23 protein-coding genes, 1 tRNA gene and 1 other annotated feature are annotated in these 24,465 nt (G+C 44.8%); of the genes, 10 read left to right on the top strand and 14 right to left on the bottom strand.

Annotated elements, in window-relative coordinates:
* Window positions 1-16: 16 nt before the first annotated feature.
* Together ACE3MQ_RS05645 and ACE3MQ_RS05640 are read right to left on the bottom strand one after the other, a co-directional pair.
* Window positions 17-1,507 carry a TIGR02677 family protein gene (locus ACE3MQ_RS05645; RefSeq protein WP_379391483.1) on the bottom strand — a complete coding sequence of 497 codons (1,491 nt, stop codon included), beginning with the start codon at window positions 1,505-1,507 and terminating at the stop codon, window positions 17-19.
* 56 nt (window positions 1,508-1,563) lie between these two features.
* Window positions 1,564-2,028 carry a nucleotide-binding protein gene (locus ACE3MQ_RS05640; RefSeq protein WP_379391481.1) on the bottom strand — a complete coding sequence of 155 codons (465 nt, stop codon included), beginning with the start codon at window positions 2,026-2,028 and terminating at the stop codon, window positions 1,564-1,566.
* 154 nt (window positions 2,029-2,182) lie between these two features.
* Here ACE3MQ_RS05640 and ACE3MQ_RS05635 point away from each other — a divergent pair, with 154 nt between their 5' ends.
* Entirely contained in the window at window positions 2,183-2,629 is a 447-nt protein-coding gene (locus tag ACE3MQ_RS05635; RefSeq protein WP_379391479.1) for a hypothetical protein, read from the top strand.
* Window positions 2,630-3,668: 1,039 nt separating this feature from the next.
* Window positions 3,669-4,391, top strand: coding sequence for a type II toxin-antitoxin system prevent-host-death family antitoxin (locus tag ACE3MQ_RS05630; protein WP_379391477.1), 723 nt, complete (start codon window positions 3,669-3,671; stop codon window positions 4,389-4,391).
* 63 nt (window positions 4,392-4,454) lie between these two features.
* Here ACE3MQ_RS05630 and ACE3MQ_RS05625 read toward each other — a convergent pair whose 3' ends face one another.
* The 5 genes from ACE3MQ_RS05625 to ACE3MQ_RS05605 form a co-directional block, all read right to left on the bottom strand.
* Window positions 4,455-5,594 carry an NAD(P)/FAD-dependent oxidoreductase gene (locus ACE3MQ_RS05625; RefSeq protein WP_379391475.1) on the bottom strand — a complete coding sequence of 380 codons (1,140 nt, stop codon included), beginning with the start codon at window positions 5,592-5,594 and terminating at the stop codon, window positions 4,455-4,457.
* A gap of 415 nt (window positions 5,595-6,009) precedes the next feature.
* Window positions 6,010-6,135, bottom strand: a complete 126-nt coding sequence (locus ACE3MQ_RS05620; RefSeq protein WP_379391473.1) for a hypothetical protein — start codon at window positions 6,133-6,135, stop codon at window positions 6,010-6,012.
* A 107-nt stretch (window positions 6,136-6,242) separates the two neighbouring features.
* The gene (gene asd / locus ACE3MQ_RS05615; protein WP_379391471.1) at window positions 6,243-7,328 is read right to left on the bottom strand and encodes an aspartate-semialdehyde dehydrogenase; all 1,086 of its coding nucleotides are present in this window, start codon (window positions 7,326-7,328) and stop codon (window positions 6,243-6,245) included.
* A gap of 102 nt (window positions 7,329-7,430) precedes the next feature.
* Window positions 7,431-7,692, bottom strand: a binding site (T-box leader).
* A gap of 86 nt (window positions 7,693-7,778) precedes the next feature.
* On the bottom strand, window positions 7,779-8,435 hold the full coding sequence (locus ACE3MQ_RS05610) for a GAP family protein (protein ID WP_379391469.1): 657 nt from the start codon (window positions 8,433-8,435) through the stop codon (window positions 7,779-7,781).
* On the bottom strand, window positions 8,432-9,019 hold the full coding sequence (locus tag ACE3MQ_RS05605; RefSeq protein ID WP_379391467.1) for a MerR family transcriptional regulator: 588 nt from the start codon (window positions 9,017-9,019) through the stop codon (window positions 8,432-8,434). The genes ACE3MQ_RS05610 and ACE3MQ_RS05605 overlap by 4 nt, the downstream gene beginning before the upstream one ends.
* Before the next feature lie 274 nt (window positions 9,020-9,293).
* Between ACE3MQ_RS05605 and ACE3MQ_RS05600 the strand changes: the two genes are divergently transcribed.
* Window positions 9,294-10,196, top strand: coding sequence for a hypothetical protein (locus ACE3MQ_RS05600; protein WP_379391465.1), 903 nt, complete (start codon window positions 9,294-9,296; stop codon window positions 10,194-10,196).
* Between the two features lie 162 nt (window positions 10,197-10,358).
* On the opposite strand, the gene ACE3MQ_RS05595 is transcribed toward ACE3MQ_RS05600, so the two are convergent.
* Both ACE3MQ_RS05595 and ACE3MQ_RS05590 read right to left on the bottom strand, forming a co-directional pair.
* Entirely contained in the window at window positions 10,359-11,393 is a 1,035-nt protein-coding gene (locus tag ACE3MQ_RS05595; RefSeq protein ID WP_379391463.1) for an NAD(P)H-dependent amine dehydrogenase family protein, read from the bottom strand.
* A 110-nt stretch (window positions 11,394-11,503) separates the two neighbouring features.
* Window positions 11,504-12,340, bottom strand: a complete 837-nt coding sequence (locus ACE3MQ_RS05590) for a MerR family transcriptional regulator (protein WP_379391462.1) — start codon at window positions 12,338-12,340, stop codon at window positions 11,504-11,506.
* Between the two features lie 334 nt (window positions 12,341-12,674).
* Here ACE3MQ_RS05590 and ACE3MQ_RS05585 point away from each other — a divergent pair, with 334 nt between their 5' ends.
* On the top strand, window positions 12,675-16,004 hold the full coding sequence (locus ACE3MQ_RS05585) for a discoidin domain-containing protein (protein ID WP_379391460.1): 3,330 nt from the start codon (window positions 12,675-12,677) through the stop codon (window positions 16,002-16,004).
* Window positions 16,005-16,159: 155 nt separating this feature from the next.
* Here ACE3MQ_RS05585 and ACE3MQ_RS05580 read toward each other — a convergent pair whose 3' ends face one another.
* The 3 genes from ACE3MQ_RS05580 to ACE3MQ_RS05570 form a co-directional block, all read right to left on the bottom strand.
* Window positions 16,160-16,780, bottom strand: a complete 621-nt coding sequence (locus ACE3MQ_RS05580; protein ID WP_379391458.1) for a GNAT family N-acetyltransferase — start codon at window positions 16,778-16,780, stop codon at window positions 16,160-16,162.
* Window positions 16,780-17,121 (bottom strand): Asp23/Gls24 family envelope stress response protein, encoded by a 342-nt coding sequence (locus ACE3MQ_RS05575; RefSeq protein ID WP_379391456.1) that lies wholly within the window; start codon window positions 17,119-17,121, stop codon window positions 16,780-16,782. Before ACE3MQ_RS05575 ends, ACE3MQ_RS05580 begins: the two co-directional genes overlap by 1 nt.
* A gap of 280 nt (window positions 17,122-17,401) precedes the next feature.
* The gene (locus ACE3MQ_RS05570; RefSeq protein WP_379391455.1) at window positions 17,402-17,971 is read right to left on the bottom strand and encodes a TetR/AcrR family transcriptional regulator; all 570 of its coding nucleotides are present in this window, start codon (window positions 17,969-17,971) and stop codon (window positions 17,402-17,404) included.
* Window positions 17,972-18,176: 205 nt separating this feature from the next.
* On the opposite strand from ACE3MQ_RS05570, the gene ACE3MQ_RS05565 reads away from it, so the two are divergent.
* The 5 genes from ACE3MQ_RS05565 (at window position 18,177) to ACE3MQ_RS05545 (ending at window position 22,490) form a co-directional block, all read left to right on the top strand.
* Complete coding sequence (locus ACE3MQ_RS05565; protein ID WP_379391453.1) at window positions 18,177-18,557, top strand: BlaI/MecI/CopY family transcriptional regulator; 381 nt, start codon at window positions 18,177-18,179, stop codon at window positions 18,555-18,557.
* A complete protein-coding gene (locus ACE3MQ_RS05560) occupies window positions 18,554-19,837 on the top strand; it encodes a M56 family metallopeptidase (RefSeq protein ID WP_379391451.1) in 1,284 nt (427 codons plus the stop codon). Before ACE3MQ_RS05565 ends, ACE3MQ_RS05560 begins: the two co-directional genes overlap by 4 nt.
* Before the next feature lie 17 nt (window positions 19,838-19,854).
* Window positions 19,855-20,439, top strand: a complete 585-nt coding sequence (locus ACE3MQ_RS05555; RefSeq protein WP_379391449.1) for a copper amine oxidase N-terminal domain-containing protein — start codon at window positions 19,855-19,857, stop codon at window positions 20,437-20,439.
* Between the two features lie 227 nt (window positions 20,440-20,666).
* Window positions 20,667-21,248 (top strand): TetR/AcrR family transcriptional regulator, encoded by a 582-nt coding sequence (locus ACE3MQ_RS05550; RefSeq protein ID WP_379391447.1) that lies wholly within the window; start codon window positions 20,667-20,669, stop codon window positions 21,246-21,248.
* A 201-nt stretch (window positions 21,249-21,449) separates the two neighbouring features.
* Complete coding sequence (locus ACE3MQ_RS05545) at window positions 21,450-22,490, top strand: NADH:flavin oxidoreductase (RefSeq protein ID WP_379391445.1); 1,041 nt, start codon at window positions 21,450-21,452, stop codon at window positions 22,488-22,490.
* Window positions 22,491-22,686: 196 nt separating this feature from the next.
* Here ACE3MQ_RS05545 and ACE3MQ_RS05540 read toward each other — a convergent pair.
* Window positions 22,687-22,770: transfer RNA gene (locus ACE3MQ_RS05540), tRNA-Leu, on the bottom strand.
* Between the two features lie 210 nt (window positions 22,771-22,980).
* Here ACE3MQ_RS05540 and ACE3MQ_RS05535 point away from each other — a divergent pair.
* On the top strand, window positions 22,981-23,886 hold the full coding sequence (locus tag ACE3MQ_RS05535) for a hypothetical protein (RefSeq protein ID WP_379391443.1): 906 nt from the start codon (window positions 22,981-22,983) through the stop codon (window positions 23,884-23,886).
* Between the two features lie 147 nt (window positions 23,887-24,033).
* Here ACE3MQ_RS05535 and ACE3MQ_RS05530 read toward each other — a convergent pair whose 3' ends face one another.
* A complete protein-coding gene (locus ACE3MQ_RS05530; protein WP_379391441.1) occupies window positions 24,034-24,381 on the bottom strand; it encodes a carboxymuconolactone decarboxylase family protein in 348 nt (115 codons plus the stop codon).
* Window positions 24,382-24,465 lie beyond the last annotated feature (84 nt).

The raw sequence follows: 24,465 nt of genomic DNA, 5'->3' as shown, positions 1-24,465 counted from the left end.
TATTTCATGGTCATATCTAAAGCCCATTAAACCAATCAACCTGATTACTCCAAGCTTTATGGCTAGTAACTTCAAAATTAAAACTATAATTTAAGAGCTCAAGCGTACCATCTTCACAGTGTAATATTGCACGTTCCTTGTCAGCAGGATGCTTCAACTCAATTCTAATTCCTTCTGAAGTCTGAAAAGAATAAGTAGAAGAAGCATTGCAACGGCTTATCCAACCTAGCAATTGTAACCTTGTTACTTCACCTATAGTTTCTATTTCTGTAATAGTTACTTCTCCTAGATCAACCATTTTCATTAAAAATTCCAACTCTTGCTTTTGCTTGGCTAAAAATGACTCCTTTAAGCGTTGTTTGAGCTCACTATTGTCAATAGCAGCCTCTGTTTCCTGTCGCTCGTTTCTTTTTCTGCTTCGCGAACGTATTGTCCGTGAAATTGATGATTCCTTCCACATTGACATCTCTCTGCTGTCTGACTCCCTTGAATCTTCTCCCTGTAGATGACGAGTTGGAAATAATCCAAATACATATGCCGATAATTTATGTGCAGTCACAAGATCAGAGGTTTGATAAAACCATTTTCCTAAATAATCAAGTTCCTTCTTTCTGCTTAAACTAGAACGTTTTTTCTCTTGTATGCGAACGGCGCTTTTCACTACCTTCACTATGGCATCTTTTGTCGCCCTCTCTAGTAAGATAGAATCACTAATTGAATTAGAATCGCCAAGAAACCACCTACTTAGACTGTTCCACTTATTACGAAGTTCATTTAAATATTGATCTTTTGTAACTGCTCGATCTAATTTAGGAATTCTCCATTCATCTTCTGTTACTGAATCCAAAAATAATTCTCTGACACCTGCTGTTATCTCGTTCAAGTTACCCTCAATTTTGTAAGAGCGTCTCTGTAATGCCTGTACAAAATCTTGTAGATAGTGGGTTATTGAATCCTTATATAATAAAAATGCATCTGTAGCCATTAAATCTTCAGCCATCCCGGTTTGAAGACTCCCAATGTAATCCACAGATGCCTCGTGTAAAGTTTGAAATGAGTTAAATAGTAATTTCCAGTATTCCAGTGCTTCGCCAGATTCATATATACCCGCATTCTCTCTGATTTTAAATAGTGTATCTGCAATGGTGTCAAAGTGAGTAGGCTCCAAAGAACCTCCATAACCCCGAATCGACTCCAGACTTTCCAACATTCGTTCGATTTCAATGGAATATGGGGTAATTAGGTAGCGAAACTTTTTACGTAAATACTCTTCAACCGTTACCGCCCGTTCTCCATCATGCTGCGCAGTTAAATTTCCCCACTCAGACAACTGTGTAAGATCAATTTGACACTGATCTAAAGTGTAGCCCCTAAGTAATCCCCAGTTCATTAGTCCTTCGTAGATTTGTTCTGGTTTAAGCCAATAATTTAACTTTTGATACTGCTGATAAACATATCTCATGATTGCTCGATAACGTGTAACGTTATCAGCATTTACATATTTCAATTCAGAAATGCCTCGCAATGACTGTAAATCAGGAATTTTGATATTAATAACCTCCCTTAACTATGAAAAGTGGTGTCCGCTCTTGATTTACTTTTTGGTTCTAGTTGTCTTAGCCATGCAAGTAACTCCCGCTCAGCTCTATATTCTTTATCCAAATTACAATAAATGACACCGCTCAAATCCGATGGAATTGATGACGTTCCTCTTCTGCAAATGATCGTTCGATTAGCACCTAAGTGCCCCTTAAATAGACCATATTCATAAAGAATATTCGGTCTAGGATGCATGCTAAGCTCGTTATCAAATAAAACCGAGTTATCTTCACTAAATATAAGGACTGCAGCATCTACCAATCTACAGATTTTGTCCAAACTTTCACTCATATGGTTTCCGAGAGGGAATACCCCTGGCGAGTTCCATGGAATAGCGACATATCCCACTTCTTCAATAAGCGCAGCAACCTTTCTCAAATCATCAAGTGCGTCAGGGGTATTCGCACTTCCAAGAAATATTTTCACCATTCCACGGAACTCCCTCCAAAAAGGTAATAATTTGATTCTATTCTACAAGCATATTCAAAATTTATCCACACACGCCTTTTTATGATAAGAGAAATATGGCTATAATTGAGTTATAGTTGAATATTTTCTTTCCATATCAATAGTAGAGGTGAAAATGATGAATTTTAAAGAAGATTCTGAAAAATATTTAACCTCCTGTAATACTGAACAAAATTTACGAGAACTCCGAAAAAACGTATGGAAGTTCCTTGAGGGAATAGACCAACAGATAAATTCTAGGTATCCAAAGACAGGCCCTCATAGTCTCTGTCCGCGTTGCAGAAGTAGCAACACGAAAAAGAATGGAAAAAAACAAAAACGATCCCGCTGTCTTGATTGTGGCCGTTCCTATTCAAACATTCTGAACAACCCCCATATTTTTTACCATAAACGCCATCCGGAAAAACTTCTTAACTTCATTTTCTTGATTTATAAAACAGACAAAAGAATTCCAGAAATCTTAAATGAACTTGGGTTATCAAATATCACGTTCTACAAATGGAAAAAGGAAATACTAGCCATTATGCCTTTCCTTAAGAAACATTTTAAAAACAGACGTTAAAAACCCGCTAACTTATCCTTCCTACCTACATTTTGGGTATTAAAATCTTCATAAAAATTTATTTTTTTTGATACGTTATTTCATTTATCTTATAGAGAATATTTGTCATTTATGTAAATGTTATAATATTTACGAGTAGCTCTGGTAAAGAAATTAACAATTATTTGCTTTTTAAATTAACTTTAGTAGTGATTCTAAATAACCAGGTCATCTCTCATCTTCCCTTTAAACTTGCAACCATAGAATTAGACTCACCGGTCACATCCAGTGTGTTCTCAATTGCTTCGAAATCGATCTCCGAATGATAACCGGCCGTAACCTTTGACCCCTAGCTTCACCTTCGGGATTTACATATACTGTAAGGTTCAATTCAAAAGAATGTTAGACTTCTTCTAAAATCGTGTTCACACTTCGGAGTGTTCGCCCCTCGATCCTTAGTAGTTGATCCAAGAAGCCCGTGTTATGGACATCAATCCCAAGTTGATATTCGATTTCTAATTCAGTAAATGCTTCATTATGAAGATAATCAAGAGTACACTCTTCGCCTTCACCATGGTAAAAAGAGCAGTTACCACCGTATAGTTCGCTACCCTTAATAAGATGAAAAAAGTGAAAGCCATCAGGTTAGGAGCAGTAAACCTTAGCAAAATCAAGTTGAATTTTGGTGTCATAGATCCTCAAGGGCAAATCAATGGCTTCTCGGTGGATGTACTTATGTCGTTATGTGCCGTGATTGATTTACAGAAACCAACTTTTTCGCTTGAAATGAATATGTAATAAAAACCAATTGGAAAATGACATGATTGAATCCTGGCGATCTCAAGCGTCAAGGAGATTCGCAGAATGATGTTTCTGGAATTGGAAAGTACCATATCCAGGGTACTTTCACGAGCACCTAGTTCTTATCTCAGCCACTGCCACACCTGCTCCCTTGGCAAGGTTAAAATTCATCCAAATCAAAAATCATCGCTAAAAATATTGAAATAAACCCTAAAGTTAGCTAACATGTATTTAAAATAGCTAATTTGAGGTGGATGAAATGCGGATTTCTTCAACTGATATGCAAAACAATTTCGGGAAGTATTTAAAGTTTGCAGAGGCCAATGAGGAAATTATCGTAACAAGAAACGGCAAAGATGTAGCCAAATTGAGCGCTTTCGCCGGGGGTAATGACACCATCCTTAGGGAGGAAGCGGCGGGATACAAAGCCAGCGATTGGGTGACCTATGAGGAGTTCCTCGAACTGATAGAAGCGTCGGAACAGCGTTTCGAGCTTATAGACGGTGTCGTGTACAACCTCGCCTCACCTTCGTACAAGCACCAACATACCGTACATGAACTACATGGTACGCTTTACAGTTGGTTTAAAGGAAAGCCCTGTACACCGCTGACTTCCCCGTTCGATATCACGCTGGAAAAGGAAAAAACGAATATCTGCGTCGTACAGCCGGATCTGGTTATCATTTGCGACAAAGATCAAATCGATGCGCAAGGCAAATACAGGGGCACGCCGGATCTGGTCGTCGAGGTGCTGTCTCCATCCACGCGGAGTAAAGATTTGATCTGGAAGCTCGATTTATACAGGAAATGCGGCGTGAAGGAATACTGGATCGTCGATCCGATAAAGGAGCAAGTGGCCGTCTACACTTTAACCGACGGTGAGATCGCGGATATGACCTATTATTCGAATACCGGCGAGCAGTATGCGGAATCGCAGCTATTCAAGGGCCTGCGGATTTCGACACAGGATCTCTTCGCCTGATCCGGGTGCTCTCTATCCATCCGCGCGCAGGCAGGCCGGGAATATCCCCGCCCTAAAAAGCTTTCACAAGTGTCCGCCGGATGACCGGCCTATGGCCCCCTCAACCTTATAATCCTCCAAAGCAATATCGATATCCAGCCCAAGAGCCAGCTTGGCCAGCTGGCATCCGATATAGGGCCCCATCGTTAGTCCAGATGCCCCCAAGCCATTGGCAACAAAGATGCCTTGCCAACCGGGCATAGGGCCGATCACAGGCAGAAATCCTGGAGTGAACGGACGGAAACCGACTCTCGCCTCCAAAAAGGTGCTGCTGGCCAGCCCCGGCGCATACTCCAATGCCTTATTTAAAACCTCTTGCATGCCGCCTGCTGTTATGCGGGTGTCAAAGCCTTGCGGATCGTTCTCATGGGTTGCACCGATCACGATTCGGTTATCGTCAAATGCCAGGATATACTGGTCGCCCGGCGGTATGATGACAGGCCAGCTGCCCGTATCCGCACCCGGCAAGGCTAAATGAACGATCTGCGCTTTTTGGAAGGTCGCTTTGAATTCCACGCCCAAGGGCTCCAGAAGTTGATTGACCCACGCGCCAGCGCAAACGATAACCGCGTCGGAAGCGATTTGCTCATCCCCAAACCGTATCCCTGTAACCTTGTCGCCTTGGAATTGGAGCCTCGCCTCTCCATTCAGGAAGGCAGCGCCCTTTCTGATCGCAGCCCGGAGCAGTGCATTCCGGAGAGCGCGTCCATCGACGCGGGCGGCCCCGCCGATATGCAGCGCGGCGTAGTCATCGGCGAGCGGGGGAAATAAACGCTTCACCTCGCCTGGGGGAAGCAGCGTAATCTCGCCCATCTCCGGGGCATCATGCTTGCGCTGTTCTGCACGTTTTTCCAGTTCAACAAGCTTTTCTCTCTCCCTGTGGATACGAAGCGCGCCAACACGCGCATAGCCGGTTTCGGTCTCTCCGTCTTTTTCCAGTTCCTCGATTAAAGATGGATAAAAACGCGCCCCTTCTCTGGCCAGTTTATACCAGGCTTGATTGCGTCTCTGTGAAAGCCACGGACAAATGATCCCGGCAGCAGCGTCCGTTGCCTGTCCTTTGTCTTTCCGGTCGACAATGATTACTTCCGCTCCGCGCTTGGCTAATTGATACGCCGTAGAAGCGCCTAAAATCCCCGCACCGACAACGATAAATTTTTGCATGTTACAGCATCCTCTTTGTTCTATGTATTTCTTTCATTTGTTCCAGCACGAACAGCCCGCCTCTTGCGCACTGTTTCAACTTGCTGGTGCAGGTCTATATGTACCCGCCAGGTTGGTCTTAATACCCGAGCCCATGTTGGATTTAGATGGATTTCTGGTACCTATTTTAGCTCGATTGTGGCAATAACGAGAAATAGCTGGATTTCATGTATCTAAAACATGGCTTTCAGCCTTGTAAGCCTTGAAGTCTTAGTTTAACAACATGAAATCCAACTAATGTACATTCTGCGATCAATTGCGGATTTTAAACACAAACAATCCATTTATTATGGGAACCCAAACGCTTCACTGAAGCTCAATTGGCCAGACGAGCCGGCCCACGGTCTAATTATGTCAGCTCGAATAGCGCGATACCTTAGGATGCCAAACTCTGATCGACATCATCTCCAAGGAGCAAGGAGCCTTCGAGCAGCAGCGGAACCCGAAAAGGCGATGCACCAATGCAACCGATGCTGCCGATGAAGCGATACACCGGATGCACCGATACACCTGTTCACCTAGGCCGATGAAACGATGAATGCTGCAATGGACACACTATTGCAACCAATTCACCTAACAGAGACCCCCAATGTAACCGATGCGATGCACCTATTTCGGCTGAATATAGCCTTCTGCTTTGAGCAGCTCGGCGATCAGGACGGCCCCTCCCGCCGCTCCGCGCAAGGTATTGTGCGACAGACCCACGAATTTATAGTCATACAATGAATCTTCACGCAATCTGCCCGTTGAGACGCCCATCCCCCGCTCGATTTCGCGGTCGAGTTTGGTCTGCGGTCTATTTTCTTCTTCAAAATAGGTGATGAACTGCTTCGGTGCGCTTGGCAGGTTCAGTTCCTGCGCTCTTCCTCTGAATTGCTGCCAACGAGCGATAATTTCCTCTTTGGAGGGTTTCTTGTTGAACGATACAAATACCGTGGCCAAATGTCCGTCCGTCACGGGTACACGAATACATTGCGTCGTAATCAGAGGCGCGCTTGCTTTAACAATCTGGCCATCGTCAATACGGCCCCAGATGCGCAGCGGCTCCTGCTCGCTCTTCTCCTCTTCACCGCCGATATAAGGAATGACGTTGTCCAGCATTTCAGGCCAATCGGCAAAGCTTTTGCCAGCTCCCGAAATCGCCTGATAAGTCGACGCGACAACTTTGTTTGGTTCAAAATCCAGCAGAGCATGTAGAGCAGGGACATAACTCTGAATAGAACAATTAGGTTTGACGGCAATAAATCCGGTTTTCGTTCCAAGCCGCTTGCGCTGAGCCGAAATCACTTCGAGATGCTGCGGGTTCACTTCCGGAATCACCATCGGAACATCGGGTGTCCAGCGATGTGCCGAATTATTGGATACAACAGGGGTTCCCGTTTTGGCGTAAGCCTCCTCCAAAGCTTGAATTTCATCCTTCTTCATATCCACCGCGCAAAAAACAAAATCGACTTGAGAAGTAACCTCTTCCACTTTCGATGCATCCTGAACAACGATATTTTTTACTCCGTCAGGTATTGGCGTGGACAGCTTCCACCTGCCTTGCACGGATTCTTCATATGTTTTGCCTGCGGAATTCGCGCTGGCTGCAATGACCGTAATCGTAAACCAAGGGTGCTGATCCAGCAGCTCGACGAACCGCTGACCTACCATCCCCGTACCGCCAACGATGCCTACCTTCAATTTTTCTCCCATGTGAACTCTTTCCTTTCCATCCATGTTTTGTCTGTACATCGAACGATAATAGCGTATTCCCTTACAATTAAAAAAATCCCACCCCCAAGACTTTCAATCCGTCTTGGGGGCGAGATTGTGTGCCCGCGGTACCACCCCAGCTTCGTTAATATGTCACCATATTAACCTCTTCAAGTACAGCGTGCCATGACACGCATATACTCTAGCTCTGTAACAGGAGCTCCTGGCACACCATCGCTGTCGATCATCGTTCCGATGTGCTGCTCAGAGGCTTTTTTCAATAAAGAAACACTTTACTCCTTTTCAGCGAACGGAGCTCTCTGTAAAAGATTTCATTACCTACTCATCTCATCATCGCATTTGAATATTGCGACTATATTACCAAATAACTGCCCGAACGTAAACCTCTTTAAGAAATTTTATAGTGAAACCTCCATCCCCAAAGTCCATTCATAAATAATCCAAAGTATTTAAAATGAGAATAAGTCCCACGATACACAGCACCCATGACAGAACCGAACCGGATTGCTTGGTGATTTTGACGTGAAGCTGTTCCAACGGCTTTTGCATCATTCGTCCAAATAGCAAATGCATCATAAAAAGAATCAATGGAGGCAGCACCATGATAATATTGTAACCGGCCATAATCGGCAGCCATTGATAGAATGCCAAATTAGACGTCGTCATCAGACCGATGGCGGCAAAATAAGGAAACGCCGTTCCCACCTCAACCAATGCTGTTGTTATTCCCAGCGCAACCATGGAGAATTTACTTTTTGACTTCGGACGCGGCAGATCTGTTTTCTTTTTTGGAGGAATGTAAAAACTGGCTATCAACAGGACTACTCCGATTATAAACATAATCCAGCTAACCACCCTGCTTTGAAAAAGAGAGACAGCCGCATCCAGCAGCACCCCCATGCCCAGCATCAGCATGACTCCTACTGAAAAATAAAAGCCGGCGACGGTCAGCAAATAAATCAGCAGCCGAGAAGCCAGTCTCTTTGTTTCCGTTAAGAGCAGATATACGGTAACTCCTATAGTGGCTGGGCTCAATGTATCCAATAAGGCCAGTCCGCCTATCGATAGCAGCAGCTCCACACTCATACTTCTTCCTCTCCCCGCGCTTGTTTGGCGACTAACCTTTCTTTCTGAAATGACATATATTTTTCATAGGCCTGATCCATAAATTCGAGAACTTCTCGGTCGATCGGGTAAAGTCCAAGCTGCTCCGATTGGGAGGGTGACATCCTTGCGTCCCACAATTTTTGAATAAACTCGTCTTCGCCCGAGAAGTCGTGCTGTTGTTTTTCAAGCATGCGTTTGATGATGCTTTGCACCTTCGGCGACGATACGCCCTCCGTCTTATACTTCTTTATTTGGCCAAGAAGCGCTATCCATTCCAAGGAATCGGGATCGTCACCGCTCATATGCGGAATCTTCTGCCACAGCTCCAATTCTTTCTCAGTAAACATATTTTCTTTAAACGAATGTAGTCTTTTCTTGTCTTGATTCGATAATTGAATAAGCTTTTGGATCGCGTGTTCATCATCCCCTCCTTCCACGACAAGTCCGCTGATTAATTCGCGCAGGGCCGTCTCTATATTTTTTAGTCTTGCTTGCTCCTCCATGATATAAGCTAGTTGAGCTTTCAAGCCGGTCGACCAATTCCATTTCGGACTAGCCAGCATTTCTTTTATATCCTTCAGACTATACCCCACCCCTTTTAAAAATTGGATCTGTTGAAACTGACGCCGCACGCATTCAGGAAATAATAAGCATGAAGGAATAACGCAGAGACATTATTCTTAAGCGAAGAAATATGTAACGGGAATGAAACGGAGCTTCCGCCCCAAAAACAGGTCAAACAGTTCTTTCATCATTCTCTATTGAATTATGGGAAATTATGCCGATATCTATATATAGTGATGTATTTTTTAATGGGGTTATATAAGGAGGTTTAACATGAAGATTGAAAGCAATGTTAACTTGTCACTTCCAAGACTCTACACTGAAAATCGAGATAACAACCAAGTGAAACTGGAAACAGGCCATGCTCTTCCAGGGCATGACAGCGTGGAAATAAGCGAGGCGGGCAAGCGGCTGGCTGCCGGGATTGGCGCTCGGGAATTGCCTGTAGGCGCGATAAAGGACAATTATTCGATAAGGCCGTATTTTACTGCCGAAATCGATTCTTCCTTAAACGAATTGCTTAACGGAAAACCGCCTGAATTGGAAGAAGCCGTAAATTTCTTAATTAGCCGCAACTTTGTTCCCGATGGCTCCGTCTCGGATGAAAGCGAAAGAGCGGCACTGCTCGAGAGCGGGCTGTCTCAGGCGAAATTTATTGCGGACAATTATTTGGCAGGCGACGAAGCGCAGAAGTTCCTGGCCACCATGGATAAAATCGCTGCGTATGCCAAAACCAGAACGATCGATCCGAAGACCGGTCAGGCAAGCTATATCGAAATCCATCGCAAACCTGAAGGCGCACCTGATGATTATGTCGACATCGATTACTTGATGAAAAAATATGATCCGGAATCCGCTAATAAAATAACCGAGATTCTCAAAGATGCATTGAATGGCGGCAGCAGCGCAGGCTTTGCGGAAATTCTGATGGATTTTAATCAAAAGCTGGCGCAAAACCCGCAATGGTCTAGGGAATACCGCGCTCAAGCCAATCATGTGAATACGGTTTTGAAAAACACGGAGATTAACAACCGGTTTGAAGGCGCGGACACCTCAAATATGACCGCGTTTTTACATGATATGGACAGTAAATTCCGGAATACATCCTTTGAAAGCAAGGACTTTTTAATAAGAAATATTCAATATTTCGCGCTCATACTCGGAAAACAGATATAGGAATGCGAAACCATCGGCTGCGAGGATTCGACGCAGATTGCGGAGACGTTTAAAGAACTGTGCAGGGGAACCGTCTCGGGGGAAAATTACTCCATGGATAAAAATATAAGAAAGGCTCGTAAATCGCTCCAAAGAGTAATATACGAGCCTGCGGGCTTTATTTTATTTCAAATACATTTGCATAGGATAGGACAAATACTCGACATTATCCATTTTTTCAATGGTGTAATATCCTGCCGGGGCATGGATGACATTAGGAATACGGTTGACGACTGTAGCGCAGGTATGCTCGACAGTTGCGGGTTTTTTCACAAAGAAGGTCGTGTCAGGCTCCCCGATGATTTTCCAGTCGCACATGTCGCCGTCATCCGGTCCGTATACCTTGCCGATACATTGGGTTTCAATGACAGGCCCCTGGAATGTTTCGGTAGTCACCACAGCGCTCATGCCGATACAATGACCTTTGGGGATCGTTCTGCCCAGCGTTTCGGAATACAGGTCGGTATCATAGAAATAAGGAACGCATTTTTGGCTTTGGGATTTGATCGTCCAGCCCATTTTGGAGCAAAGCGCTTCATTTGAATTCCAGACGTAAGCTGGTTCCAGCGTTTCTGGATGCGCGATCTGCTTCTCGAACTCTTCCGGCGTAAGTCCCGCGCCATGAGCTTCAGCAAGAGCAAGGCCATAATCCTCGACATTGTAGCTTACGGCACCTTCGATTTTGTCGATGCGATGAACACCGCCGGCTACGCAGCCAATCATATTGACCCAGAAAATATCCTGCATACCGGAGCCCGCAATGGTGCAGTTGTACTCTTTTGCCAGCTTGTCCAGTCTATTGGTATCCGCCGATGCGGTTGTCCATGGATAGATGGCTTCTTCGCAGGTCGTAATGACATTGATTCCCCGGCTTACGCATCTTTCAAAATGCGGCATAACATCGTTCATAAAGCTGAACAGAGTGACAATAGCGACATCGGCATCGCATTCATCGAGCACCGCGTCGGCATCGCTTCGGATCGTAACCCCAAGCTTTACACCAAGCTCGGCAAAGTCCCCGACATCCATCCCTACAACGGCGGGATTAACGTCAATCGCGCCCACAATTTCCGCTCCGCTTTCATACAAATAACGAAGCGTGTACTTTGCCATCTTTCCACAACCATACTGAACAACACGAATTTTTTCCTTAAACATAGCATGCTGCCCCTTTCATCAAAGTTACCCGGCCCAAATTCATCCGAGTGCTGATTGCATCTTCATTATAAAGTCTATAGTAGCTATAAGGTAAACAGTAGTTTGTGAAATTATGAACAAAACTTTATAGGGATCTGCAATCTCAAAAACATCCCCCGCTTATTTCGCTCCAAATAAGGAAGTTCCGTTAAAACTTCGCAGATATAGTCGCCGTCGATTAGATAGCCCTCTTGTTCTATGGTTAGCAGCAGGCGGTTAATGTATTCCTTTTCCTTTTCAAATTGATCGCAGTAAATACACAGGTAAGTGTTTGCCGGAATAACCGTAATAAATTCATCGGAAACAAAATCTTTATCGACAAACACAAATATCTCGCTCGAAAATATCCTCCGCTGCTCCAAATGCCTCTTTCTTAAAATAGTTCCCGCATTGCAGAAATAAATTTGCGGCAGCTTATTGGTAGTCAGGTCAGCCTTCAGCTTTCTGAGCATTTCCTCGTAAACTTCTACTCCGTGATCATAAAAGTTCATTTTCGTATCAATGCAATACATGTACCGTTCTTCAATGTACTCGAGAACGATCGTGCTGTCGGGCGGAGATGTCTGGTAGTGCTGAAGATTTTTCAAAGTGCGGTCAATCGCCCTCTTCTGATATCTAAGCTCCCGGATCTGCGCGTCAATTTGTGATCTTCTTTGCTTGAGCACGCTTTGGATCAGGGAGGGATCGCGCACCTCCAAATATTTTTGGATATCCTTCAGCTCCATGCCCAGAGCTTTCATATACTGAATCATATCCAGATATGCGCTTTGTTCGATGCTGTAATACCGGTAGCCGTTCTCGCGATTCACCGTGTCCGGCACCAAAAGCCTGATCTTGTCGTAATATCGCAGCGTCTGCTCGGAAATATTGTTTAATCTTGCCATTTGGCCAATCGTTATTTTTTTCACTAGTGTCCCTCCTCATATGTAAATTTAGAAATCATACCGCTATTCTCTAAAAATAGTGTACCAGCAAACCTTATAGTTAGTATAATGTTTCATCGAAAGTAATGAAAAACCTTTTCCTAAGATGGATATTATATATTCTACTGTACTAAAGCAGAGCGGATCATAGTAATGCACATAATATTCGTAGGATTGCTTCTTCAGAAAGCGAAGCATCTTCACTATGCTGAAAGCAAGAATAGCCATTTATATCATGAGGAGGTGTTTATAAAGGCTTCATTCGCAAAAGTAGGAGGACAGCCTTTTGTAAATTGATCTGATTAGGAGGATGTTAATTTTGACAAAAAAGTTAAAGCAAACTCCACTAGTTATCTGCCTCATAGTATTTGTTCTGCTATCGCAAATTACGCTGACGCTGAACCCTGCCTCATCTTCTGCTGCAGCCAGGCCTAACCTCGCTCTAGGCAAGACGGCAACAGCTGCCGGATACGCCGATGAGTATGCAGCCAGCCATGTAATCGATGGCAATCAGAGTACGTATTGGGAGAGTGTAAACAACGCTTTCCCGCAATGGCTTCAGGTAGACCTTGGTGCAAGCGCTAACATCGATCAGATCGTGCTTAAGCTGCCTGCCAGCTGGGAAACGCGCACACAGACCTTGACTGTACAGGGCAGCACGAACGGCTCAAGCTTCACCAATATTGTGAACTCAGCAAGCTATACTTTTAATCCTTCGACCAACAACAATACAGTGACAATCAACTTTGACGCAACAAGCACCCGTTATGTCCGGCTTCATTTTACCGCTAACACCGGCTGGCCTGCAGGTCAGGTTTCCGAATTGGAAATTTACGGCGAGAGCGATACACCATCGCCTCCTGACGGCACGAATATCGCTTTGAACAAACCGATTACAGCTTCCTCCTCCATCCACACATTTGTAGCAGCTAATGCCAATGACAGCAACGTCACTACTTACTGGGAGGGAAACAGCAATCCTAGCCAACTGACTGTCGATCTTGGCGCTGACCATCATATTACTTCCATCGTCGTCAAGCTTAACCCGGCCAGCGAATGGAGTACACGCACGCAAACGATTCAAGTGCTGGGCAACAATCAACACTCGGCCTCCTTCAACAATCTTGTTTCGGCACAATCGTATACGTTTGATCCAGTTGCAGGCAACTCTGTAACGATTCCTGTTACAGCAATGGTGAAACAAGTGCGTTTGAATATTACGGCGAACTCTGGAGCGCCTGCCGGTCAAGTAGCCGAGTTTGAAGTATATGGCACGCCCGCTCCAAACCCGGACTTGACCATTACAGATCTATCATGGACACCATCTGCTCCAGTCGAGACAAACGCCATTACCCTTAACGCCACCGTAAAAAATATCGGCACTGCTGACTCACCCGCATCGTCGGTCAACTTCTATTTAGGAACCGAGCTTGTCGGCTCCGCTCCGGTAAACGCACTGAATGCTGGAGCATCAGCAATCGTATCTGTGGATATCGGTGCGAAAAATGCCGGCTCCTATACCGTCAGCTCCAAGGTAGATGAAAACAACGCCATTATCGAGCAGGAGGAGAGCAACAACAGCTACACGAGTTCATCTCCTCTAACAATCGCGCCCGTGTCCAGCTCGGATTTGATTGTATCCCCCTCATGGAATCCAAGCAATCCAAGTGCCGGCAATACGGTCACCTTCAGCGTCAACCTTAAGAATCAGGGCAATATTGCTTCCGGCGGCGGAGCCCATCCGATTACACTCGTACTAAAAAATGCCGCAGGTGCTGTCATTCAAACCTGGAACGGCAGCTATAACGGCGAGTTAGCTGCAGGCGCATCGGCCAATATTACGATGGGTACCTGGACTGCGGTCAATGGCAGCTATACGGTAACAGCAACCGTCGCCGCTGACAGCAACGAGGCAGCCATCAAGCAGGCCAACAATTCAAGCTCGGCAAGCCTGTATTCAGGACGCGGCGCGAATATGCCATTTACGATTATTGAAGCGGAGGATCCTTCCAACACAACGAACGGCACAAGGCTGGCCCCAAACTTCAAGCTAGGCGACTTTGCCGGTGAAGCTTCTGGACGCTCTGCTGTACACTTGGATGCTATCGGCCAATATGTAGAATTTACGCTTCCTGCGCCTGCAAATGCCTTTGTGCTTCGTAATGCAGTCGCAGAAAATACAAACGGCACAATTAGCATTTATGCAGATGGCGTGAATAAGGGCAAATTCAATGTATCATCCAAATTCTCGTACGTATATGCTACGCCAAGTACGCTGGGGGAGCTAGGTTATAACAATCAGCCTGGCGCTGGCCAAACCGCATACTGGCTCTATGAGGATTCCCAGCTGATGCTTGACCAGGTCTATCCGGCGGGAACGAAAATCAAAATTCAAAAGGATGCCGGAGACGTGCCTTGGATTTATGTGGATATGATTGAGACAGAGCATGTCGCTCCGCCCGCTTCAAACCCCGACCCTAGCAAATACGTCGAGGTTTCATCCTCCAAATCTATTGAGCAAGCGCTAGATGAGTTTAGGCAAAACCCTGGCATGAAAGGAATATTTATTCCTGCTGGAGAATGGACGATCAATAATAAAATCTATTTATATGGGCGAGCTACTGAAATTATCGGCGCCGGGCCTTGGCATACCAAGCTGATAGCGCCGCAAAACCAAACCAATACGGATGTTGGATTTAATATTAGTTCAACAGCTAATGGTTCCACGATCAAGGATCTTTCCGCATGGGGAAATTATGTATACCGCGTAGATGGACCTGGGAAATTCATCGATGGCAACGGCATGCAGAACGTAACGATCGAAAACCTGTGGGTCGAGCATTTCGTCTGTTTGTATTGGGGAGTCAATTCCTCCTACAATACGTTTAAGGATAACCGCATTAAAAACACCTTTGCAGATGGAATCAATATGACCAATGGCTCATCGTATAACATCATTGACAACAATTACTCCAGAGGGGCAGGAGACGATGCTTTTGCATTGTTCAGCGCCATTGATTCCGGCGGCTCCTATAATGTAGGCAATAAATATACCAATCTTACCGCAACCAATGTAAGACGAGCTGCTGCCTTTGCCATTTACGGCGGTTCGGATAATTTATATCAGAATTTGTATGGTGCGGATACGCTTACCTATCCTGGACTTACCATAAGCAGCTTAAGCTTCGGCTATAATACATTGGGCTTTGGCGATAAGGATACCGTCATCGACGGCGTCACATTAGACCGCACCGGCGGGGACTTCTGGACCAGCGTAGGGGCAGACGACAAAATTAATGATTATCAGAACTTCGGAGCGGTTTGGTTCTTTGGAGGAGATAGAGCCTTCAAAAATATAGTGTTTAAAAATGTCGACATTAATCATCCTGTTTACTTTGGGTTAATGTTCCAAACGAAATCGCCCGAAAACCTGGCCATGCAGAACATTAGAATCGAAAATGTCAACATTAACAATCCTACACGTTATGGCATTAAGCTTGTTGCAAGCGCGGAACAAGGGCAAGGGCCAGTGATCGGCGAAGCAAGATTTACTAACGTGAAGGTGAATAATCCGGGTATTGCGGCTATATATGGCGAGAGCAAAAGCCCGAATTTCCATATTACAAGAGTTTCAGGCAACAACTGGTAAGCTACTGACGCTGCCCCCTCGATCTTAGAGGGGGCCTGTTTTTTTAATAAAAATAATCCGCTAGAGGAACCGTACGGAATAGATCGAGCAGAGGACAAATTGTCCTCTGCTCGATTTTTATTAGGTATGCTGTTGGATGTCTGCTCTACATGCAGTCATACGAGCATTTTAGCCATTCTATATAACGAAAAAGCCGGCTTGTTAATTTCGCCCGTAATTTGGTAACCCATACGCTTATATAATTTAAAGGCAAGTTCGTTCTCCTTTTTTACAGTCAAGGAACATTTGGCAAAACCTTGCAAAGCGGCTTGTTCCTCCGCAAACGCCAGAAGCCGTGAACCTATTCCCAATCCTCTGCTTTCCGGCAAGGCGGCGATGGTTCCAATATGAAATTCATCATCCTCCCCTTCCTTCATAGTGATCATTGAATACAGTGATTTAACATGTCGAAGATTATATCCAATAAGTCCCAGCTTCCGATAAGCAAGCAGTTGTTTAAAGGTTGGCCATGCCAGGCGTTTTAACACAGGGATCGGATAACATGTGATCATTCCAAGTGTTTGTCCTCCGACTCTGGCCTCAAAGGCATATTGATGACTAAAGCGGTTTCCCTTCCATTTCCACAGCTTGCGAAACGTGCCGGAAACGATGCGCTTCTTCTCGGATCCGGCAAGTGTGTATGCCATATATTCCAATGCCATTTGATTAAGTCTAGCGCCAACCGCGGATCGGCCATCAGCCTTTAAAATGGTAATTGCTCCTTCAGCCGATATCATTATTCTGATACTCCCACAACTTTGATGTTGATAGAGCCGATGCTCAATCCGGTAAAACTCTCGACGGCCTCTCGAACATTGGATCGCAGTACCGCACAGACATCCGGCATTTTCATACGGTATTGGACGATTACGCTTAAGATGATATCCAGTCCCCTGTCCGATTCCTTTAATTCGATCCCATTATGCAGACGGTTACCATTTAACCAGTTGGCGAAGTTCTCGACAACTCCGGCTGACATGTATACGATTCCGCTGGTCGCATTTGCCGATTTGCCAATGATTTTGGAGATTGCCTCTTTTGAAATGTTGATTTTTCCCATCGCATTTTGAATGAACATGAGCATCCCCCACTTTTCACGATTTGATTTAAAAATCTAAGATAAGTTTTATAGACATCTAAAAGTGATATATAAATATATCTTTTGAAATAAAATTATATCAAATTTAGGCGAAAGTCAACTTTCTCCTTAAACCAAAGCGATGATGCTAAACTGTTAAATGGAAAAAGAGCCTGTCCCATTTAGAACAGGCTCTGCAAGCTTTATGAGCATCTTTTAAGAATTCCCGTATTATGCTTCTTAGCCACTTATCAGGCGTCATTCACGAATTCAGGAAAAATTAGTCCTTCGCCTTAAAACCATGATAAAACGTATCCACAACCAATGCGGCTGCGGATTTTCTGGCAATATGCCCTTCTATGACCTGCTGCCATGTCAGGAACAGAAGTGAATACAGAACATTGACAATCCAGTTCTTATCTACATTCCGGTGAAAATACCCTTTCTGCTGCAGCAAACCGATCGCACGCAGTACAGGCTCCCGAAGCTTCCGATCCGCTCCCTCGATCTCCCGATTGTAATTGACGGTGGCGTCATGGGCCAGAAAATAAATTTTATCCCCGAGCGGAATTAAGGCTTCAATCAGCTCCGGGATGTAGCTTTCACAGTTCTCCTCATCCAGCCGAATGTTTTTCATCGTCTCGCTGACGACCTCAATCGCGCGAAGCCCCAAGTAAATCATCAATTGCTCCCGGCTCTCCACATACCGGTGCAGCGTTGCGACGCCGATTCCGGCAGATTCGGCAATTTCATGCATGGAAGCATTCGGCTTCTCGATCAATAGCTTGGTCGCTTCATCCAAAATACTGTTCAACCGCTTTTGCTTTATTGACGTCAGTTCTTTCTTCATCCTATTGCACCTCTTAAAGAGCGATGGAATTCATCTGTTTGGTTATCGATCACTTGATAGTATAGCATATCGATTGGACTGGTATCTTCATAGGCAGGAAGTTAATTTGAAGCATATGGAAATTTAGGCATTGACACCTGCGACAACTCGTCGTATATTCAATCTACGACAAGTTGTCGCAGTAAAGAATTGAGGTGCGCGCCCAATGAAAAACTTAGGAAGACTGTCCGAAACCGAATTGGAAGTTATGGAGGTGATTTGGGAAACAGCAACAACCGTAACGGTCAATCAGCTTTTGGACATTTTCAAAAACAAAGACTGGAAAACGTCAACGTTATCGACCATACTGAATCGACTCATCGAGAAAGGATATTTGACTAAATCCTTGAGCGGCAAGACGAATTATTACGCTCCCGCTTTAACGTTAAGCGAGTATAAAAAATACGAAACCCGCTCCTTTCTCAGCCGCTTATACAACGGGAAAGTAAAGAACTTCATTGCAGCTCTGGTTGATGACGAAGAGCTCAGTCAAGACGACATAGCGGAGCTTAAAGATTGGTTTGCCCGCAAGGATGGCAAGAAATGATGATGGACTTTGTTTCGTTTCTCATCATTGCCTCATTCGCCGGTACGATCCTTTGGATTTTGCAGTACAGTCTAAATCCCGTCACACAAAAATACTTTTCTCAAACATGGCATTATTATTCTGGCTTGATTCCTGTATTTTTTCTTCTTGGCGGATCAGAGATTATAAACAGACTAGTCTCTCTTATCCCCTCTGCCTATTCAGGTTCAAAACACATTCAGGATGCGGGAATGATTGCGGAGCCATATGCCCAAGTCTCAACAATTGAGCAAACCGCGGCCAACGTCTCCTTCTGGATTATGCAACGATTTGACGAGCTAAGGCGCTTTAGCAGCACAAAGGAATTTATGCTCATCGCAACTATGATTTGGGCTGTTGGAGCCACTGCTTTTTTTGTGGTAAATATCCGAAAGTACCGGGCGTTCAAGCGTTCCATCTTCCGAGGGAGCCGAGCATGTCATGCTGGACAATGCCCTGTACAAGTCATTGCAAGCCCTCATGTAACCACCCCATTGATTATGGGGTTGTGGAATCCGATTGTTGTATTGCCGGATATCCCCCTTGGCGAAAAAGAGCTTGCCATGATTCTATCCCATGAACTCGTCCACTTAAAACGCGGCGACTTGTTTATAAAGCTGATTGTTTTTGCAGCAAATGCAATTCATTGGTTTAATCCTGCAGCCTACACGCTGAACAGGCAGATTTCCATGTTCTGCGAACTCTCCTGTGATGAAAAGGTCGTTCAGCACATGGATATAGAGGGCAGAAAAAGTTACGGTGAAACATTGTTATCTATGCTGGAATATGGCGTTATGAGAAAGAATGTAATTTGCACAAGCAGTCTGTGCAATCCTAAAAAACATATGAAAAGGAGACTTATTAATCTTATGAATGAGAAGAAAATGAACAAGCCGGTATTGGTACTGTCTCTTGCTTCTGCCATCGCTTTGCTTGGCGGAGGCGGTGCTGCCGCTTATGCGGCAGGATCTGTTCCAAAAATCCCGACCGATAAACAAGTTGCAGGTTTTAATGTGACCGTTGAATATCCAGACGGAAGAATTGAATCTTTTGATAAAGACGGGAATCGGGTTGCCGCGAAATCGAAAGAAAACTATACCCCAAAGAAGTTAACCGCTGAAGAGATTGTGGATCGGATAAAAAAACATATTGAAAAGAGACTTACTGTACCGCAAGGATATATCGATGAACTTCCGCAAAAAAACTTGGATGCCATCAATGAGAGCTATAGTCTGAAGCTTCAAAAATCAAATAGGAATTAAAGCTGGAGATGATGATCTTGTTAAAAACAAAATGGGAATTTATTACAACCATGAGTTTACTTGTTGTTCTAATGACCGGAAGATTAGCGTATGCAGCTGATGATTTCTTTTGGTCAGATGTTGAACCAATCCTTAATTGTTATGAGAGCCGCGACGGAAGCGCTGCTGAAATGGGTATAGTGGTAGATGATAAGAGAGTAAGCCAAGCTATTCCCTCTTGTGAAGATGCTAAGAAAAATCGTGTAGTCGTTCTCTTGAATGGGAAATATCTCAATACCGTAGCCGGAACCGGGGCAGATCCGTTTATCGAGAATGGGCGATCTATGATTCCACTAAGAGCACTTGCGGACGGATTCGGGTTTGAAGTGAACTGGGATCAAAGCGATAAAAAAATTATATTAAATAAAAATGATAAAAGTATCCTTATGCAGGTCGGAAAATCGGAAATGCTGGTTGATGGAGAAAAGGTGAATTTGGAAAATGCCGTGCCCATGGTTAAAAATGGCGTGACATTCTTACCCGTCAGACAGCTTGCTGAAATACTTGATGTTAAAGTGGATTGGAATAACACAACAAGAACAGCAAAGTTTACGGAAAAATAATAATCAACCCGAGAAGGCAAGTGTCCTTTATTCCTGAAGGATTCATGCTAGTATACAATGATGCCTACTTTGAATATTACAAGCGAGCAGGAGGCCCTGTTCGCTTGTAATTTTTTATGAATCGACACCGCCAATCGAGCCTGTTATGAGAATTCGCTTGCCAATCAGCATCCTCTTAATAATTGGATTTTATTGCCTGAGTAGTCAAGAAATGATATGTTTAACTCATGAGCAGACCAAGAGAATTTGATGTTAATTGTGCATTGCAGCAATCCATGGAGACATTTTGGGCAAAAGGTTTTAAGTCGACATCCTTTGAAGATTTGACTCGTGAAACGGGGGTAAAGAAACAAAGCTTGTATGGGGTATTTAAAGACAAACGATCCTTGTTCTTAAAGGCATTAGCGCTTTATCGAGAGCGAAGCACAGCCATCTTGGAAGATTTGGCCGCACAGGATATGCCTCCGCTAAAGAAACTTGAGGCCATTGCCTGTGTTTCACTTTCTGAGGAGAGCGAAATAAATCGACGAGGATGCCTTATGGTGAACTCCATTTTAGAATTCGGAACCGAAGATCAGGAGGTAGCTAAAGAAATTGAGGTAATGTTGTCCGAGGTTGAACAAATACTTGAAAAAGTCATCCGGAGCGGCCAAGAGCAGCAGGTGATTACGAATCTCCGTACCAGTAGAGAACTAGCTGCATATCTGAACAACATTTTTATCGGTGCTAAAATTTTGGAGAAATCTGGAGCTTCAAATGAGAAGATCGAAATGAACTTGCGCACTGCGTTTGCGTTACTAGAAATATAATTTTTTCTGCAAAGTTTTTGACCATCAGGTAAAAAATAAATCTTTGGGTGCGTACCACTAATAAAAGGAGGTGACTCTTTTAGATTCTTTCGTTTCGTAAAACATCAATTTTTTTGTTTAGTTATTGACTAAGCAGTCAATAATAAGCCAGAAGATTAAGTCATAAAGTTTTCATTAATATAACTGTTGGAGGTAATATTTATGAATGAGATGCAATCCGTTCAATCATTATTTAAACCATTTTCCTTTGGGGATACGACACTATCGAATCGCATTGTGATGGCACCGATGACAAGACAATTTTCTCACGGTGGGGTTCCGGGTCCGGATGTAGCTGATTATTATCGCCGCAGAGCTGAAAACGGCGTTGGACTTATCATTACCGAAGGGACAGTGATTAATCATCCAGACTCATCCAATCAAAGTAATGTGCCATACTTTTTTGGCACGGATGCCTTGAAAGGTTGGGCAAACATAGTGACTGAGGTACATGACGCAGGCGGAAAGATTATACCTCAGATATGGCATATGGGTGCTCGAGGCCATGTCAACGATTACTCCGAATCGGATATTGCGGAAATTATCCAGGCCTTCTCTCAGGCAGCATTCGAAGCCAAGCGTCTGGGATTTGACGGTATCGAACTTCACGGCGCGCACGGTTATTTAATAGACCAATTTTTCTGGGAGGAAACGAATCAGCGCACGGATCGATACGGAGGGGACTTTGTAGAACGAACCCGGTTTGGGGCAGAGGTCATCTCCGCTTGTCGTCTTGCTGTAGGCCCAGATTTTCCAATCGTGCTGCGGTTCTCGCAATGGAAGGGAACAGATTACACAGCCAAATTAGTGAAGACGCCAAATGAGCTGGAAAGGTTCTTGGCCCCATTAGTTGACGCAGGCGTTGACATATTCCACTGCTCAACCCGTCGATTCTGGGAGCCTGAATTCGAAAACTCCAATCTGAACCTTGCTGGCTGGACAAAAAAACTGACCGGGAAACCGACAATCACCGTAGGCTCGGTTGGTTTGGATCGTGATGTAACGAGTTTCTTTGCTGAAGGAAAGGGAGCCAGTCTTAGTCGAGTCGACGAATTAATCGAAAGGCTTGATCGCGAAGAATTCGATCTGGCAGCCGTAGGTAGGTCATTAATAGCTGACCCTGCTTGGGCCAGTAAGCTCCGTGAAGGCAGAATTGACGACTGGGTTCCCTTTGACCCCGAAGCAGTAAAGAAACTGTATTAAGGCGCTTGTTGAATAAGCCACCCGTGGGATCCATTTCTAAGCGGATGTAAAACGATATTTTAATAACCAGCGGCAATACTGGATTAATTTTATGTCCAAGACTACCGCTGGTTATTTATATAAAAATCCCAATCATGCAAAAAGCTCCTGAATCTCCACAAGGGGAAATTCAAGAGCTCTTTCATTTTAAATATAATGCGGTCGAGAGGACTCGAACCTCCACGGGGGTAAGCCCACACGGACCTGAACCGTGCGCGTCTGCCAATTCCGCCACGACCGCATATGGTGTTGTCTTGCAGATGATGTTCCGCAGCGACAAGATATATAATATCACGCCTGCCCAAGAGAGTCAACAATCTTTTTTATTTTTTCTACAAGCGACCCCGAACTCATTCTCCAGACCAATTGGCAATTAATTCCTCGGCCCGATGCCGCACCCGTTCGTCTCCCTCTAAAGTGAAAGTAGTAACTATCCATTGGAGGTTGAACCATGAATCAACACTTAAAAGGCTTTGATAAAAACACATCTGTAAAACTATTCGAAGGAGAGCGGGCACTAGTATGGACTGGCTTACTAGGTTTTTTGCTGGCAGCAATCTGCGGGATCTGGGTGATACTCTATGGAGGCGCGAGATTGCCGGACGGCAATGTTGCCAGTGCATTTTCCTTTAATGCTGCACTCGGCATTTTTTTGATTTCTACCGCAGCCATCAGCCCGCTTTCCGCCAGGAGTCCCCGACAAAGAGCTTTCTTTAGATGGACTTTCGTACTATTGGCACTGTATTGTTACATAGCTGAAACGCTCCAAAATTTCCGCGGGGTCAATCCACGTTTTGTTAAGGATGGCTCCTTCTTCGATCATTTCATAGCTAATGGCTTCGCCCTGGTTGCTCTCCTGCTGGTCATCTTTTACATTTTCTTCTCGATTCCCTTCTTTCGCAGAAAAGCTTCGCAAACCCGCCCTGAAATCGTACTCGCAATTAGATACGCACTGCTGATGACGTTGCTTTCCTTTGCGGCGGGCATTTGGATTTCTGCTAACCAAAGCCGGTTTACTGGACTTGAAGGCAATATCATTTGGCTGCACGGCCTTGGTTTTCATGGTCTTCAAGTGCTTCCTCTCATCGCTTGGCTTACCGAGCACTCCTCCATCACCACAGCCTTACGTCGTAGAATCATTCATCTAACAGGGGCGGCCTTCTCATTAGGTGTTATTTTTATCGGTTGGCAAACACTGCTCGGCAACACGCTTTGGGAATGGACGTGGCTCCCTATGCTGGCCGGCGGCTGCTTTTTAATCACTCTAGCTGTCGGCGCAGCCGTCCTGTTCCAGGCTAGGCATGTGTTGTCCCCCGCCTACTGGCAGAGGGCCTCAAATCGGCATCTCGCTTCTTAAAAGTACTTACCCATCCCTTCCCCGTATAGCACAAATAAAGCTGTCCCGAAGCCTCTCTAGGCCTCTAGGACAGCTTTATTATCGAACCACGGTGTTGTGCTGCATTTCTGCGGCCGGGTCAGCCGACCACATGGAGATCTTCTGCTGTTATTGCAGTGCAGGGCTCGCTTCTAAAGCCTGCTGCACGCGGGTTACTCCTTGCGATAGAGCATTTCCTGCAAGCGCGGCAGAGGCTACGGCGACCGTCTCCAAGATTTCTTCTTCGGATGCTCCCTTGGCTTTTGCCTCGTTAACATGATAGAACGTGCAGACCTCCTGGTTCATCGATAACGCAATTCCAATCGCAATAAGCTGCTTTGTCTTGGCATCCAGCGCTCCATCAGCGAAGCTCTCGCCTGTAAAAGCATGATATGCCTCCGTCACGCCCGGCATGGTCTCGCCAAAACGATGTATTTCCTGTTTGTATGCAGCTATTTTATCGCTCACAAGAGACATAGACGGACACCCTTTCCAAAAGTAAAGTGTAGTTGTCGTTGACAGCTCAAAGAGCCAGAACTTACACTTACTACGTTAACCCGT

Origin of the sequence: Paenibacillus lentus, from assembly GCF_042714055.1 — a bacterium.
Taxonomy (GTDB): Bacteria; Bacillota; Bacilli; order Paenibacillales; family Paenibacillaceae; genus Fontibacillus; species Fontibacillus lentus_A.
This window is presented reverse-complemented; position numbering and strand designations above follow the sequence as displayed.

Bases quoted from the DNA above. Each gene is read 5' to 3' on its own strand.
- ACE3MQ_RS05595 (WP_379391463.1), bottom strand. From the start codon at position 11,393: ATGTTTAAGGAAAAAATTCGTGTTGTTCAGTATGGTTGTGGAAAGATG.
- ACE3MQ_RS05545 (WP_379391445.1), top strand. From the start codon at position 21,450: ATGAATGAGATGCAATCCGTTCAATCATTATTTAAACCATTTTCCTTT.
- ACE3MQ_RS05575 (WP_379391456.1), bottom strand. From the start codon at position 17,121: ATGTTCATTCAAAATGCGATGGGAAAAATCAACATTTCAAAAGAGGCA.
- ACE3MQ_RS05640 (WP_379391481.1), bottom strand. From the start codon at position 2,028: ATGGTGAAAATATTTCTTGGAAGTGCGAATACCCCTGACGCACTTGAT.
- ACE3MQ_RS05580 (WP_379391458.1), bottom strand. From the start codon at position 16,780: ATGATATCGGCTGAAGGAGCAATTACCATTTTAAAGGCTGATGGCCGA.
- ACE3MQ_RS05600 (WP_379391465.1), top strand. From the start codon at position 9,294: ATGAAGATTGAAAGCAATGTTAACTTGTCACTTCCAAGACTCTACACT.
- ACE3MQ_RS05550 (WP_379391447.1), top strand. From the start codon at position 20,667: ATGAGCAGACCAAGAGAATTTGATGTTAATTGTGCATTGCAGCAATCC.
- ACE3MQ_RS05625 (WP_379391475.1), bottom strand. From the start codon at position 5,594: ATGCAAAAATTTATCGTTGTCGGTGCGGGGATTTTAGGCGCTTCTACG.
- ACE3MQ_RS05635 (WP_379391479.1), top strand. From the start codon at position 2,183: ATGATGAATTTTAAAGAAGATTCTGAAAAATATTTAACCTCCTGTAAT.
- ACE3MQ_RS05560 (WP_379391451.1), top strand. From the start codon at position 18,554: ATGATGATGGACTTTGTTTCGTTTCTCATCATTGCCTCATTCGCCGGT.
- ACE3MQ_RS05605 (WP_379391467.1), bottom strand. From the start codon at position 9,019: ATGCTGGCTAGTCCGAAATGGAATTGGTCGACCGGCTTGAAAGCTCAA.
- ACE3MQ_RS05530 (WP_379391441.1), bottom strand. From the start codon at position 24,381: ATGTCTCTTGTGAGCGATAAAATAGCTGCATACAAACAGGAAATACAT.
- ACE3MQ_RS05630 (WP_379391477.1), top strand. From the start codon at position 3,669: ATGCGGATTTCTTCAACTGATATGCAAAACAATTTCGGGAAGTATTTA.
- ACE3MQ_RS05565 (WP_379391453.1), top strand. From the start codon at position 18,177: ATGAAAAACTTAGGAAGACTGTCCGAAACCGAATTGGAAGTTATGGAG.
- ACE3MQ_RS05610 (WP_379391469.1), bottom strand. From the start codon at position 8,435: ATGAGTGTGGAGCTGCTGCTATCGATAGGCGGACTGGCCTTATTGGAT.
- asd (WP_379391471.1), bottom strand. From the start codon at position 7,328: ATGGGAGAAAAATTGAAGGTAGGCATCGTTGGCGGTACGGGGATGGTA.
- ACE3MQ_RS05570 (WP_379391455.1), bottom strand. From the start codon at position 17,971: ATGAAGAAAGAACTGACGTCAATAAAGCAAAAGCGGTTGAACAGTATT.
- ACE3MQ_RS05535 (WP_379391443.1), top strand. From the start codon at position 22,981: ATGAATCAACACTTAAAAGGCTTTGATAAAAACACATCTGTAAAACTA.